Source organism: Klebsiella aerogenes KCTC 2190 (genome assembly GCF_000215745.1).
Lineage (GTDB): Bacteria > Pseudomonadota > Gammaproteobacteria > Enterobacterales > Enterobacteriaceae > Klebsiella > Klebsiella aerogenes.
Window position 1 is genome coordinate 4,092,509 of the sequence record NC_015663.1, and the last position, 13,014, is coordinate 4,105,522.

Sequence of the window (13,014 nt, forward strand, 5' to 3'; positions counted from 1 at the left end):
CTCAATTGATGGTCAATCAACGCGGGCGGCCGATGAAAGCTCGCCCTCGCATTTTGCAAACCGCGCGTGAGCTGTTTCTCCAGCACGGACTGGACGTGTCTTTGGATACCATCGCCGCCGAAGCGGGCGCCACGCGTCCGACGCTGTACAGCCATTTTCCCGGTGGTAAAGATGCGCTGCTACTGGAGACTTTTGCGTTTCTGAATGACACAATGCAGCCCCCCCTACGCCAGCTTTTACAGGAACGTCAGCAGGATTTTCCCGCGCTGCTGCACGGATTTGCAAACGTTGTGCAGCAGCACTTCTATGCCCCTGAGAACATCCATTTTCAGCGCTTACTGATCCAGGTTCTCGTGCAGAAACCCGAGCTATATGTCACGCTTGAGCAACGGCCCTCCGGTCGCGTACTGCAGGCACTCAGCGAGATCCTTGCGCAAAAACGAGACGAGGGACTGTTGACCATCAACGACCCGGAACTGCAGGCAACAGCGTTTCTCGGCGCAATTATGGGTTACCCGCTGCCTGGGGCGCTCATTGCACAAAAAGCAATAGATCCAAAAAGGCTGGAGCAACTTGCCGACTGCGCAATTGAGGGGTTTCTCAAAGCATGGGGGTACAAGCCGTAATGCTTTGCCACAACTATCTGAAAAAACAAGGAGAATACCTGAGGTACTCTCCTTGTTTTATAGGTGGTTAATCACCCCGACATATATAGGTGGGATAATGTCGGTCCTGGATCAGCCACACCGATGGCGAAACCTCGGAGATGGTCAGATAGTAACGCGCGGTCGGATTAGCGAAGCTTCCCCATTGCGCATCCGGCGTGTTGTCATTGTGCCTGCGCCAGGTTTTGGTGTAGCTCAATACCACCACTTTATCATCCTCCCGCCGCGACCAGATAAAATCGACGTCTCTGTCGACGATCATGCTCTGGCCATTTGCCCAGGCGGCCCCTTTATAGGCTGTCAGACCAGTGCCGTCGCGGTGAAAATAGAACTGAGCAACGGTATTAACCCGCACTTCACTGGCCTTACCTTCGTTGCGCGTAAAATTAAACACTGTACTGCAGGCCAGTACATCCCGCTTACCAACACCGGTGGAACAATAATAAAGCGCCAGTGCACCACCTAACAGAAAAATGCTGAGGCCGCCGATGAGTTTAATTTTCATTTCTCAGCCCCACTTTTATAACGAATGGTTTTACACAAGCTGTCTTTATTGACCGGGCATGCACCGATAAACACTTCATCCGCTGCGACGAGGGAAAAACGAGCGCTGAAATAATAGACACTGTACTCTTCTCGCTGGCACGCCACATTGTTTTTATCCAGCAGTGCGGCTAATTTCGATAACACTAGCGGTCGCCCATGATCGTTAATAAGCCAGACGCTACATTTTGCAATTTTTTGCTCAACAGCCTTTAGCCTTATCGGCGTTGTTATATTCTGCTGTTGGCGAATAATTATGCCAATACCGAATACTGACGCTAATAATGCCGTGAATATCAGCCACCATTTCAGACGTGGTGGTTGCTTCCTCTTTTCAGCTTTTTGAAGCTGGGGTTGGGGTGCGCTGGTGTCAATGTTTTGCGCAGGTTGAAAAATAACATCCGCATCAAACCGAAAACCATATCGCGGTATGGTTACAATCAATTCATGATGTTCTCCCAACGCCTGGAAACTTTTGCGTAACTCACTTATCGCTTTGTTGAGATTATTTCCCGAAGGCGTAAAACCAAATTCCTGCCATACGCGGGTAATCAACTCCTCACGGCTAAGTTCGCTTCCTTTATGACGAATAAATTCCTGTAACAGACGCACGGCCGGTGCCGAAAGCGTTAATACGGATTCAGGTTGTCCAACAACACTAACTGTGTGAGCTTCAGGATCAAATAACAACGAATTGTTGCATATAAAAAACATATTTCACTCTCATCTGTTGCCGCTTGCTTTTAATCCTTGTAACAGCAGGCAAGAAAGCCCTTCTGAATTAGCTTGTTTTTTCATCAGTGGGAATTTTCTTAAGCCTCTTAGGATTTGGCATTTTCTTTTAACTATACAACTTTAAAGCCTGGAATGCAGGATAAAAAACTGTATTTTTTGAGTTAACTAATACAAATTTTCACAACCTGCTGTTCCGGTTAAAGTTTCCCTGTCCTGAAGCGATACGAAAGCAGACGGTGTCGTGGTGTTAAAGTCGTACATGAACTCAGAGCAGGCAGAATGAATGTGAAAGTAAAAAACAGAGCAAACAAGTCCACTGCGCTTTATCTCGCTGCCCTGTCGATGTCATTTTTCGCAGAAATGACACAGGCCAATATGAGCGTTTACCCGATGGAACTTAACGTCGACAGTTCCGGGACGGCCCAAATCAGAGTGGCCTCTAAAAGCGATGATATTCAGTTCATTCGGGTGAGGCAAAAGAAAATTCTTAATCCGGGTACGCCACAGGAAAAAGAAGTTGAGATGGCAGCGTGGAAAGACGGAGGCGTGGTCGTTACCCCTGAAAAATTCGCTTTAGCGGCAGGCGCTTTACGTATCGTAAGGCTGGTTTCTCTGACGCCGCCAGAAAAAGAGAGTACCTGGCGCGTTTATTTTGAAGGGGTAAAACAGCCGGATAGTATTCTGCCTGCAGCATCCGCGGGAACGCCGGCTTCGGCCAAACTCGGCGTTAACGTTATCTGGGGAGCATTGGTTCATTTGGCGCCGGAAAAGCCGGTGGTTTCTCTGCGAATAAATCCCGCAGCAGGAACTTTAAAAAATGATGGCACGTTGCGAGTACCGCTGAAAGAAATTGGCGTATGCGATACAAGCGATAAATGCCGATGGATTAGAGAAGATGCAACTATTTATCCGGATACTGAGCGAAAATTAAAGTCACTCACTCAGAATCACGGCCAGAAATATAAATTCCGCTATTTCAACTGGATTAATAAAACAGCTGAAGAAGCAGACTTGCCCGTCGTGCAATAACACGACATCACTGTCAAAACCACATGTGGTTTGTTTAAAGAGCTAATGGAGCTCGTTTATAAATATGGAGATATCAATGAAGAAGTATATTAAACCTCTGATGATCGTTGCTGCGATGTCTACTGCGTTCAGCGCAATGGCTATTCAGAAGGATATTACGGTTAATGCCAACGTCGATTCCCAGTTGGATATGACCCAGGCCGATAATACGCCGTTACCTGCCAGCATCGATATGCAATATCTGCCGGGCCGTGGGCTGGAAAGCTACCGTCTCAATACCAAAATCTGGTCGAACTCAGCCACCAGCAACGTCAAAGTCCGTCTGGTTAGCGCAGCGAATCTGACCAATGAAGATGGCGCCGAGACGGTACCGATGACCGTAAAACTGGGTGATAAAACCCTGAACACTACCGATGCAGAATTTACCGGCAGCGAGCTGTTCCCGGGCAGCGTTGAAAACGGTTCTGCGGTCCTGCCGCTGACCATCTCTCAGACCACAAAAGGCATTCTGAAAACCGGTCAGTACAGCGGCGTGGTGAGTCTGATGCTGACTCAGGCGACCACCGCGGAAGGCGGCGCGTAACCCCACAATACGTATAAGGAAGTACATCAGAGGGCGCCTGCCCTCTGATGTCAGGATGACGTCGAGGCTCGTTCATGGCTTTTCACAGAAATGCTCTTCTTTTTGTCGTTTTGTTACCTGCTTCCGTTCAATTAGCCAGCGCCACTATCGTCGTACCTGCGGGTTTTGAAGATCTGGCGAAAACGCAGCGCCTGTGGACAGAAGTCAGTCTGTATGGCGCGTCGCTTGGCCTGTTTGAAGCCGATATCACGCTTGAAACGGTAACCTTTGTGGCGCCGGAAACGCTCATCGCGGCAATTAAGCGTCAGTTCAACGATGATCCTGCCTTGATCGCCTCTGTGACCGCCGCCCTTTCCTCTCCGCTTGCGCGTAACGGCAATCTCGCCTGCAGCAGCAATGGTTCCGCGGCGGGTTGCGATTTTATCGACACCAAAAGCGTGGCCCTGATTTATGACGAGAATAACGCCCGTATTAACCTGTTTTTCGACAGGCGGTATCTACCGAAACAAACGGCGGAAAATCAGTGGTATCAGCCTACGCGCAATACTGAGAACGCGCTGATCCACCAGCAAAATATCAACTTCGTGGCCGATGAAGACTATCAGTCGATGACCGTGCAGGGAAACGGCGCGCTGGCCATGACTGAGAATGGGTATTTTAACCTCGACTGGACCTGGCTTGGGCAGCGCTCTCGCCATCAACAGCAGCAGGAGATCACGGTCAATAATGCCTGGTTCCGTCAGGATCTGTGGCATGAATATTACGTTCAGTTAGGTGAAATGGATACGCGCGATCTCTTCAGCGCGGCCGGCGGCAATATCAACCTCAGCCAGCTACCGCTTGGAAAAATTCGCGGTCTGCGTACCGGCTCGACGCGAGCGTGGATCAACCCCGTTCAGCAGTCCAGTGGAACGCCCATTACCGTGCTGCTTTCCCATGACGCGCGTATCGATGCGCGCCGAGGCAATCAGCTGCTGGCCAGTTTTTATCTTAATGCCGGGGCGCAAACCCTGGATACCCGTTCGTTTCCGGACGGGAGCTATACCGTGACGCTGGCGATTTATGAAAACAACCGCCTGACCCGTACCGAGCAGGTTCCGTTTACCCGCACCGGCATCACGCCATTCGACCGCGTCGAGTGGTTTATGCAGGCCGGTGAAACCGATAACGACGATATGAGCGACGAACGCAGCGCCGTGGCGCAAGCGGGCATTCGCCTGCCTGTAACTTCTACGCTGGCGATCACCAGCGGCGCAACGGTGAAAAAGAACCAGCGTTTTGTGGAGAGCGCGGTCGACTGGAGTCGCGGTTTCAATACCGGCCCCATTGATGGGGTACTCAGCACACGCTTTAGCTACCTTTATGGCAGCCAGGGCCAACGCGGCAATATCCAGCAAATCAGCTATAACGATGGCTTTTCACTGAGCTTCTATCGTAACGCCTTATCGGCTGATAACTGTGATTCCAGCAGTACAGGCTTTGACGCGGTGAATGGTTGCTACAGAAGTCTCTCGGTGATGTTCTCCGTTCCGGTCGGCTCGTGGTATGCCAACCTCGGTTATTCCGATAACCGCAATGAAGGCCGTTATGTCTCACGGCGTGAATTACCGAATAGTGACGATCGGCACGACAATGGTTTGCCCTGGGAATCGGTGTATATGACCCGCTCCCGTTCGCAGGCGTGGCAGGCCGGACTGAGCAACGCGTTCAGCACCCGCGGGTTGAATATCAACAGCAGCATAAACCTGTTTATGCGTAACGACCATTCTGGAGATGGCAAGGATAAAGGCGGCTTCCTCAGCGTAAGCCTGTCGCTGGCACATAATCGTCAGGGCGATGCCTCCAGCTACACCTCCGTGGGGGCCACGTGGCAACAGCAGAAGCATGAAAAAAATCAGCTCAACTATAACGTCGCGCATAACTGGTACACCGATGCGCGCGGTGAAAACGAATATGGTCTTAACGCATCCGGGATTAATAGCGACTCGCTAAATACTTCGGCCTATACCCGTCAGGGCGGTCGATTTGGTAACGGAAGTTTGACCGTCAGCGATTCGTGGGATCGCCAGGATCATCGCCACCGGTTCAGCAGCAGCGGTAACTACAGTTCTACGCTGGCGCTATCTCGTTCTGGCCTGTGGTTTGGCCGCTGGGGTGACGGACGCCCGGCATCAGCCATTGCGGTCAACGTCGCAACGCCGGAAGCGTCACCTGATTCCCGCATTGCCGTTTCGCTTGATAACAGCGGTAGCGCCGATATCCCGGCAAACGCCCGCGCGTTGTTCGCCCTGCCCGGCTATCAGCAAACCACGCTGACTATTAATGAGTCGACGGACATTTCCCACGGCGCCAACAGTGAAATTACGCAGGGGTCGGGAAGCAGAACGGTATTTATGGTGCCTGGAAAAATGCTGCACAGAGAGGTGCAAACCACCACGCGTTATACCTGGCTTGGCCAGTTGACCGATGAACAACATACGCCGTTTATCGGCGGCATGCCGCTTAACGTCAGCGGCTGGAGCGATTTAGGTAATGGCGGCTTTAGTGCGGAAAGCGACAGCCTGATCCAGTCGCTCTACCTGGTGAAACAACAGCAGTTTTACCAGTGCGCGCTGAAGGTGAAGACCATGCGAGACGTCGTGCGCTATGTCGGCACGGTGACCTGCGAAGAACTGACTTATTCCGCGTTACCGGAAACCGTGCAGCAGCAGGCGCAACTGCTGCTGGCTGGCCGTACGCCGGCGGTCAGCCCAACGGCGATGAATAACTCTACACTCTCTACAGGAAAATGATGTGATAACGCGTCTTTTGATTTTACTGCTTGCCTGCATCTGTTTTACCGAGGCTCAGGCCGCTAGTCCTGCCGGCAGAAATACCAGCGTGGCGTTTGCCTTCGATCGCCAGTCTCCTCCTGCCCGCCTGGATATCTGGCTGCACGAGTCCGGCGGTTATGATCCCAACGATCCGCAAAAATGGGGACGAAATACCCTGACCTGCCAGTCGCGTACCGATACAACCTATGGCGCCTGCATGACTGCGCCGGTATGGTTTTCGGCGAACCCGGCCGCGCCCTATCCGATAAACCTGCGTTTTACCCACGCAATAACCAACAAAACGGTGGATGTAAAAGTCTATGGCGAACACCGTATGTTCATCAATAACAAAACCTTTATTTTCGCCAGTTACGTAACGGGCGGTACAGTAGATTTGTCAGCCTGGAACAGTGCGCCCTATTTTGATTTTTACATCGTCCGTAGCGAATTAAACAAACTCAATCAGGCCGGGATCTGGACGGCCACGCTGAGGCAAGATTTGCGCGAATGGGGAAGCGCCAACTGCGGCGGCGACTTTAATAACGTCAACATTGGCTGCCCAGGCTACCTCACCCTTGCTAAGTGGCAAGCAAACCTGCGTGTTGAGGTGGTCGATCCGGGCAATCAGCAGATTTATTTACCGGCATTTCCGCACTCCACGCCGGTGGTGAACCTCAACCTCACCAATTTCCCGGGCAGACCCGGCGGCAGTGAAATTAAGGGCGAAAACTCGCTGGATATGTGCCTCTATGATGGCAATAACAGCACCAGTACGCGGGCATTTCTGCGCTTTGAAGACGATGGGCTTGACGCGACCGGGCGTGCCGAAGGGGCGTTTTCTATCCGGCGACGGGGAGGCAGCCAGACGGACCCAAGAGATCGTCTCGATTATCAGGTGCTGGTGACCAACCCGACCACCGGCGCAACTGAAGTTGCCGCTAACGGCAAAACGTTGACCTGGGAGGGTACCAACAATCGCGGCTATTTGCGTCAGGTTGTGCTGCCGGGCGGCCGCGAAAGCGTGTTATGCATCCCGGCCCCCATTATCCTGAAAACGCCCGCCTTTGCCGCCAGCAGCAAAAACGCGGGTGACTATACCGGTACGTTACGCGTTATCTATACCCCCAGTACGTTATAAAGAGGCCACTGTGAGTTACGTTGTTCTTGATAATAATCGCTTTTATGCGGAGGGGCTGCGCTACGCCCTCCTCCGTCGTAACGTTATGATGGAAGTGCATAGCGGCACGGTGCAGTGGCAGCCCTTACTGTTAGAGAGCACGACGTTGGTTATTCGCTGCCGTTTCTCTATCACTGGCACGCATCAGTCGCTGGTTGATATTTTGCTTACCCTGGAAGCCCATGGCTGGCGAGGAACGGGCTATCTGGTGTGTAATGAAAAAAGCTGGGGGCTGGCCACCTATCTGCGCAAGCGTTTTGAAACCTTAACGTTGCATATCATCGATGACCGGATCTCCGTGGCGGATGCCGCCTGGCTGTTATCTAAAGAGCCAAGGCGGATCCGCACCCTGCGCTGCTGCCTGACCGAGATGGAATTTAACGTCCTCGACAGGCTGGTTAAGGGGCAGTCGGTAAGATATGTCGCGCATATGACGAAGATGAGTGAAAAACAGGTCTCGACCTATAAATGTAACGCCCTGAAGAAACTCAATGCCAATAATCTTCTACAGCTTCTGGTGTAACGACTTGTCCACGCGGCATATCGCCAAAATTTTCTCTCTGAGCCAGCGGTGAGCGGGATCGCGTTCCATTCTCGGGTGCCACATTTGCGAGACGGTAATCCGCCGGCTTTTAAAAGGCAGCTCAAAAAGATGTACCTGCTCCATGACCTGCTGATTGACTAAATAGAGAGCGGGGATCATGGCGATAAGATCCGATTGCAGCGCCACGGACAGGGCGGTCGGAAATCCGGGGACGACGCTGGCGATTTTGCGTTTCATTCCGAGCTCGGCCAGCACATCATCGACGGACCCGTGCAGCGTACCTTCTGGTGAGGCCACCACATGACCCCAGGCGACATAATCCGCCACGGTTATCTCTCTCAGGGCGGCCAGCGGGTGCCCCTTACGCACCACCCCCACAAACCGATCTTCAAATAGCCGTTGCAGTCGTATTTCAGGCCCCATATTGCTCTGGACGCCAATCTCCAGATCGACCAGCCCTTCCCGTAGATAGCGTGACGTTTTTTCGGGCTTAGGCGCAAAGCGTAGACAGACATTGGGCGCGGCTTCGGCTACTGCCGCAATGAGCGAAGGGCCAAACGCCACCACAAAACCATCGTTTGCCCTGATGGTGAAAAGACGCTCCAGATTTTGTACGTTGAGCGCTTCGGCCGCTGGCTGCAGCACCGCCTTCGCCTCGAAGACCGCGCGACGGGCACGATCGCGGGTCGCCTCCGCCCACGGCGTCAGCACCATGTTACGCCCGGCGCGAACCAATATCTGATCCCCGGTGACGTCGCGTAACCGGCTTAGCGTGCGGCTCATGGCTGACGTACTGAGATTCAAACGACGTGCCGCGCCCGCCACGCTGGCTTCGTTCAGTAATACATCGAGTGCAATCAATAAATTAAAATCGGGGTCTGACATGACCACAACTCCTGGAACATTCAGATAAGGCGTTTCATGCAACTATAGAGTGTAAATGGTGCGCCTTCCGCCCGGTAAAAGCCATCTTTATAGTTTCGTCATCCAGATATTCTCTGCAGGAGACAACACGATGACACTATTTTCCAGCCAACCTGGCGATGACGGCCTGCCAGGCCCGGCGCGAGCGCGGGTTATGGCCGCGGTAATGACCACCACCTTAATGGGCGTCTTTGATGGCACTATGGTAAACATTGCTCTGCCGTCGATGGCGCAGGAACTACAGGCGTCAGCCAGTACCGCCGTCTGGTTCGCCAACGGGTATCTGCTGGCGGCGGCGATGACGCTGGCGATATTCGCCGCGCTGGCTGCGCGCTTCGGCTACCGCCCGGTGTTTCTGGCCGGACTGACGACATTTATTCTGGCATCAGCAGGTTGCGCGCTGGCGACGACGCCTGAGCTGCTCATCGGCATGCGGGTGCTGCAGGGGATCGGCGGTGCGGCAACGCTCAGTATCGCGCCCGCCATATTGCGCTCCGTTTTTCCGGCGCGACTGCTGGGGCGTATTCTCGGGATACACGCCCTGCTTATCGCTTCAAGCTCCGCCATCGGGCCGGTACTGGGCGGCACGATCCTGCATACTTTGAGCTGGCAATGGCTGTTTGCAATAAACGTGCTCCCCGGTACCGTCGCCTTAGTGCTGGCGGTGAGAGCGCTCCCGCGGCCGACAGTTGACAGGCAAGCCGCTTTCGATACTCCCGGAGCGATATTGTCGGCGCTGCTATTGGGTTCAACGATCATGGCGGCGAATAGCATGCAGAGCGCTTCGCAGCATATCGATAGTCTGTACTGGACGTTGCTCGCAGCGATAAGCGGCACCGCCTTTATCTGGCGCATCCGGCAGACGGACAACCCGCTGCTGCCGCCTGCGATGTTTAAAAATGAACGCTTTACCCTTTCGGCCTTTACGTCGCTGATCGCCTTCGTAAGCCAGGGGATCACTTTTATTGCCCTGCCGTTCCTGTTCCAGAACGAGTATGGCTATAGCCCGGTGCTCTCGGCGCTGCTGTTTACTCCGTGGCCATTAGGGATAGTGCTGATCGCACCGCACGCCGGCCGCTGGGCGGACTCAATCTCCGCTCCGCTCATCTCGACGCTGGGACTGATGATTTTTGTCGCGGGTTTAATCCTTCTGGCGATGCTGCCCGCTACGCCCGCCGCGTGGGATATCTGCCTGCGGAGCCTGGTATGCGGTATTGGCTTTGGCTGCTTCCAGAGCCCGAATAACCGGGAAATGCTGTCAAACGTGAGTCGCGAACAGGCGAGCTATGCCTCGGGCGTTTTATCCATCATGCGCACGTTCGGGCAGTGTCTGGGAGCCGCCGTGATGGGCGTACTGTTGGCAAAAGACGAAAGCGCCGTTCATCTTGCGCTGTGGATCGCCGCCGCGGCCTCGGCGTTGTCGGTGGCCGTTAGCGCCAGCCGACTGCGGAGAATAGCTTTTCCTGCGGGAGCGGAATAAGTTTGCGGCGCATCCCCGAAAAGAGGATGCGCCCGTTAGTGATTTACCCGGCAAGTTTTATCACCGCCCGGCTGAAGGCATCAATTGCCAGTTCGACATCGGCTTCGCTGACCGATTCCGCCGGATGGTGACTAATTCCCCCTTTGCAGCGCACAAACAGCATCCCCACCGGCCAGCGCTCCGCGATAGCAATCGCGTCATGTCCGGCGCCGCTTGGCAGCGTCAACGCCGTGCCCTGTACCTCGCATAGCGCTTCGGCAATCACCGACTGTAATCGCGGATCGCAGGCGGTTGCCGCAATGCGGTAGAACTCCTCAGCGGCAAACTGCAGGCCGCGACGCCCGGCAATCTCTGCGGCTGCCGCCAGCAATGAACCCAGTAATGCATCCAGCGGCTGATCCTGCGGACCGCGGATATCCAGAGTCAACGCGACTTCGCCGGGGATCACATTGACCGCTGCCGGCGAGCAGCGCAATGTCCCGACGGTGGCGACCAGGTTGCCTCCCTGCTGGCGCGTCGTGCTCTCAATATACAGCATCCACTCCGCGGCGGCGGCAAGCGCGTCCCGGCGCTGGTCCATCGGCACCGTGCCGGCATGACCCGCCTCGCCGGTAAAACAGCAATTGAGGCGCCGCGCGCCGTTGATCGCCTCGACCACGCCGAGTGCCGAACCGGCCTGTTCCAGCCTCGGCCCCTGCTCGATATGCAGTTCGAGATAGGCGGTAAAATCTTCCGCCGGGCGCGAGGCTGAATGGACGCGTGATGGATCCAATCCGGCGTTGACCATCGCCTGCGCCAGGCTAATGCCTTCGGCATCGCGTTGGGCCAGCCAGGTTTGCGGCCAGCTTCCCGTCAGACCCTTGCTGCCCAATAGCGTGATACCAAAGCGTGTTCCTTCTTCATCGCAGAAGCCGACGATTTCGATGGCCTGCGCCAGGCGGCGCGCCTGATTATGTAAGCTCTGCACCACTTCAATGGCAGCTAACACCCCCAACATGCCATCATATCGCCCGGCGTTGCGTACCGTATCGAGATGCGATCCGAGCAAAATCGCCGGCGCCCCTTCTTCTCTACCTTCATAGCGCCCACAAATATTACCGACGCTGTCCTGCCAGACAATCATGCCTGCCTGGCGCATCCAGTGGGCAACCTGCTGATTAGCGTCGAGATGCTGTGGCGAAAGGTAAACCCGCGTCAGGCCTTCCGGCGTTTCGCTTATCGCCGCTAATCTCTCAGCCCGCGCCATCACTCGCGCTGCGGCCAGGTTCATAGCGGTTTCTCGCTGCGATAATGATCCCACGCCGCCTGCATGGCTGCCCCCTGCGTGGTGGGGAATTTCAGGTAATTGAGTACCGACTCCAGCGCGCTGAGGGTGGTCATGACGCAATCTTTGCGTGCGTTGTAACCCATCGTGCCTATACGCCACACTTTGCCGTGCAGCGGGCCAAATGAGGTACCAATTTCAATAGCGAAATCTTGCAGCATCAGTTGGCGTACTTGGTCGCCATTAATGCCCTGTGGGATGATCACGCCCAGTACGTTATTCATTTTGTGTTGCTGGTCGCCAAAGATTTCCAGACCCATCGCCTGAATACCTTTCACCAGCGCGTCGCCGTGCAGTTTGTGGCGGGCAATACCGTTATCAAGCCCTTCCTCAAGAATCAGACGCGCGCATTCGCGGGCGGCGAACAGCGCGGATGTCGCTTCCGTATGATGGTTAAGCCGTTCTGGCCCCCAGTAATCCATCACCATCCCGAGATCGAAATAGTTGGAGTAAACCATCTCATCGACGCCATCAAGGTGTTCGGCGGTACGGATCCCCTGCTCAACGCATTTACGTCGACGGATAGCCTCTTCCATCCGCGGGCTCAGGGTAATGGGCGAGGTGCCGGAGGGGCCGCCGAGGCACTTTTGCATCCCCGCCGATACCGCATCCAGCCCCCAGGCATCGGTCTCCAGCGCATTGCCGCCCAATGAGGCGGTGGCGTCGGTATAAAACAGCACATCATAACGACGGCAGATCTCGCCCAGCTCCGCCAGCGGCTGCAGCATGGTGGTCGAGGTGTCTCCCTGCACCGTCAGCAGCATACGTGGACGCACCCGTTTGATCGCATCTTCAATCTGCTCGGGAGAGAACACTTCACCCCACGGCACCTCAATGGTATGCACTTCCGCCCGGCAGCGGCGGGCGATTTCACATAACAGATGGCCAAAGCGGCCAAATACCGGCACCAGCACTTTGTCGCCGGGGCGGATCGCGGAGATCAGAATGGCTTCAATCCCCGCCCGTGAGGTGCCATCCACCAGCATGGTCCAGCGGTTGCTGGTGCGGAATACCCCGCGGTATAACGCCATGACTTCGTTCATATAGTGCGTCATAGCCGGATCGTATTGGCCGATAAGCTGGCTGGACATGGCGCGCAGGACGCGCGGGTCGGCGTTGATCGGCCCCGGCCCCATCAGCAGGCGATGCGGAGGATTGATTGGTGAAAATTGAGCGATATCCATCGTAGATTCCTTT

Annotated in this window: 12 protein-coding genes; 7 read left to right on the forward strand and 5 right to left on the reverse strand. The window is 54.8% G+C overall.

The window, feature by feature from the left end:
* Nucleotides 1–8 precede the first annotated feature (8 nt).
* Complete coding sequence (locus EAE_RS19340; RefSeq protein ID WP_015705399.1) at nucleotides 9–626, forward strand: TetR/AcrR family transcriptional regulator; 618 nt, start codon at nucleotides 9–11, stop codon at nucleotides 624–626.
* 67 nt (nucleotides 627–693) lie between these two features.
* Here EAE_RS19340 and EAE_RS19345 read toward each other — a convergent pair whose 3' ends face one another.
* Complete coding sequence (locus EAE_RS19345) at nucleotides 694–1,170, reverse strand: hypothetical protein (RefSeq protein ID WP_015705400.1); 477 nt, start codon at nucleotides 1,168–1,170, stop codon at nucleotides 694–696.
* Nucleotides 1,167–1,922 carry a winged helix-turn-helix domain-containing protein gene (locus tag EAE_RS19350; protein ID WP_015705401.1) on the reverse strand — a complete coding sequence of 252 codons (756 nt, stop codon included), beginning with the start codon at nucleotides 1,920–1,922 and terminating at the stop codon, nucleotides 1,167–1,169. Before EAE_RS19350 ends, EAE_RS19345 begins: the two co-directional genes overlap by 4 nt.
* A gap of 306 nt (nucleotides 1,923–2,228) precedes the next feature.
* On the opposite strand from EAE_RS19350, the gene EAE_RS19355 reads away from it, so the two are divergent.
* The 5 genes from EAE_RS19355 (at nucleotide 2,229) to EAE_RS19375 (ending at nucleotide 8,068) form a co-directional block, all read left to right on the forward strand.
* Nucleotides 2,229–2,972: a fimbrial protein gene (locus EAE_RS19355; RefSeq protein ID WP_445991590.1), complete on the forward strand. Its 744-nt coding sequence runs from the start codon at nucleotides 2,229–2,231 to the stop codon at nucleotides 2,970–2,972.
* 76 nt (nucleotides 2,973–3,048) lie between these two features.
* Nucleotides 3,049–3,555 carry a CS1 type fimbrial major subunit gene (locus EAE_RS19360; RefSeq protein ID WP_015366620.1) on the forward strand — a complete coding sequence of 169 codons (507 nt, stop codon included), beginning with the start codon at nucleotides 3,049–3,051 and terminating at the stop codon, nucleotides 3,553–3,555.
* 74 nt (nucleotides 3,556–3,629) lie between these two features.
* On the forward strand, nucleotides 3,630–6,347 hold the full coding sequence (locus tag EAE_RS19365; RefSeq protein WP_015705403.1) for a TcfC E-set like domain-containing protein: 2,718 nt from the start codon (nucleotides 3,630–3,632) through the stop codon (nucleotides 6,345–6,347).
* A 1-nt stretch (nucleotide 6,348) separates the two neighbouring features.
* Complete coding sequence (locus EAE_RS19370) at nucleotides 6,349–7,506, forward strand: CfaE/CblD family pilus tip adhesin (RefSeq protein WP_015705404.1); 1,158 nt, start codon at nucleotides 6,349–6,351, stop codon at nucleotides 7,504–7,506.
* A 10-nt stretch (nucleotides 7,507–7,516) separates the two neighbouring features.
* Nucleotides 7,517–8,068 (forward strand): LuxR C-terminal-related transcriptional regulator, encoded by a 552-nt coding sequence (locus EAE_RS19375; protein WP_015705405.1) that lies wholly within the window; start codon nucleotides 7,517–7,519, stop codon nucleotides 8,066–8,068.
* Here the strand turns inward: EAE_RS19375 and EAE_RS19380 are convergent.
* Nucleotides 8,051–8,974, reverse strand: coding sequence for a LysR family transcriptional regulator (locus EAE_RS19380; RefSeq protein ID WP_015705406.1), 924 nt, complete (start codon nucleotides 8,972–8,974; stop codon nucleotides 8,051–8,053). The genes EAE_RS19375 and EAE_RS19380 overlap by 18 nt on opposite strands.
* Before the next feature lie 130 nt (nucleotides 8,975–9,104).
* Here EAE_RS19380 and EAE_RS19385 point away from each other — a divergent pair, with 130 nt between their 5' ends.
* Nucleotides 9,105–10,493: an MFS transporter gene (locus EAE_RS19385; protein ID WP_015705407.1), complete on the forward strand. Its 1,389-nt coding sequence runs from the start codon at nucleotides 9,105–9,107 to the stop codon at nucleotides 10,491–10,493.
* Between the two features lie 43 nt (nucleotides 10,494–10,536).
* On the opposite strand, the gene hpxK is transcribed toward EAE_RS19385, so the two are convergent.
* Nucleotides 10,537–11,763, reverse strand: a complete 1,227-nt coding sequence (gene hpxK, locus EAE_RS19390; protein ID WP_015705408.1) for an allantoate amidohydrolase — start codon at nucleotides 11,761–11,763, stop codon at nucleotides 10,537–10,539.
* Complete coding sequence (locus EAE_RS19395) at nucleotides 11,760–13,001, reverse strand: pyridoxal-phosphate-dependent aminotransferase family protein (protein ID WP_015705409.1); 1,242 nt, start codon at nucleotides 12,999–13,001, stop codon at nucleotides 11,760–11,762. The genes hpxK and EAE_RS19395 overlap by 4 nt, the downstream gene beginning before the upstream one ends.
* Nucleotides 13,002–13,014: the final 13 nt, after the last annotated feature.

Bases quoted from the DNA above. Each gene is read 5' to 3' on its own strand.
- EAE_RS19340 (WP_015705399.1), top strand. From the start codon at position 9: ATGGTCAATCAACGCGGGCGGCCGATGAAAGCTCGCCCTCGCATTTTG.
- EAE_RS19345 (WP_015705400.1), bottom strand. From the start codon at position 1,170: ATGAAAATTAAACTCATCGGCGGCCTCAGCATTTTTCTGTTAGGTGGT.
- EAE_RS19350 (WP_015705401.1), bottom strand. From the start codon at position 1,922: ATGTTTTTTATATGCAACAATTCGTTGTTATTTGATCCTGAAGCTCAC.
- EAE_RS19360 (WP_015366620.1), top strand. From the start codon at position 3,049: ATGAAGAAGTATATTAAACCTCTGATGATCGTTGCTGCGATGTCTACT.
- EAE_RS19365 (WP_015705403.1), top strand. From the start codon at position 3,630: ATGGCTTTTCACAGAAATGCTCTTCTTTTTGTCGTTTTGTTACCTGCT.
- EAE_RS19380 (WP_015705406.1), bottom strand. From the start codon at position 8,974: ATGTCAGACCCCGATTTTAATTTATTGATTGCACTCGATGTATTACTG.
- EAE_RS19385 (WP_015705407.1), top strand. From the start codon at position 9,105: ATGACACTATTTTCCAGCCAACCTGGCGATGACGGCCTGCCAGGCCCG.
- hpxK (WP_015705408.1), bottom strand. From the start codon at position 11,763: ATGAACCTGGCCGCAGCGCGAGTGATGGCGCGGGCTGAGAGATTAGCG.
- EAE_RS19395 (WP_015705409.1), bottom strand. From the start codon at position 13,001: ATGGATATCGCTCAATTTTCACCAATCAATCCTCCGCATCGCCTGCTG.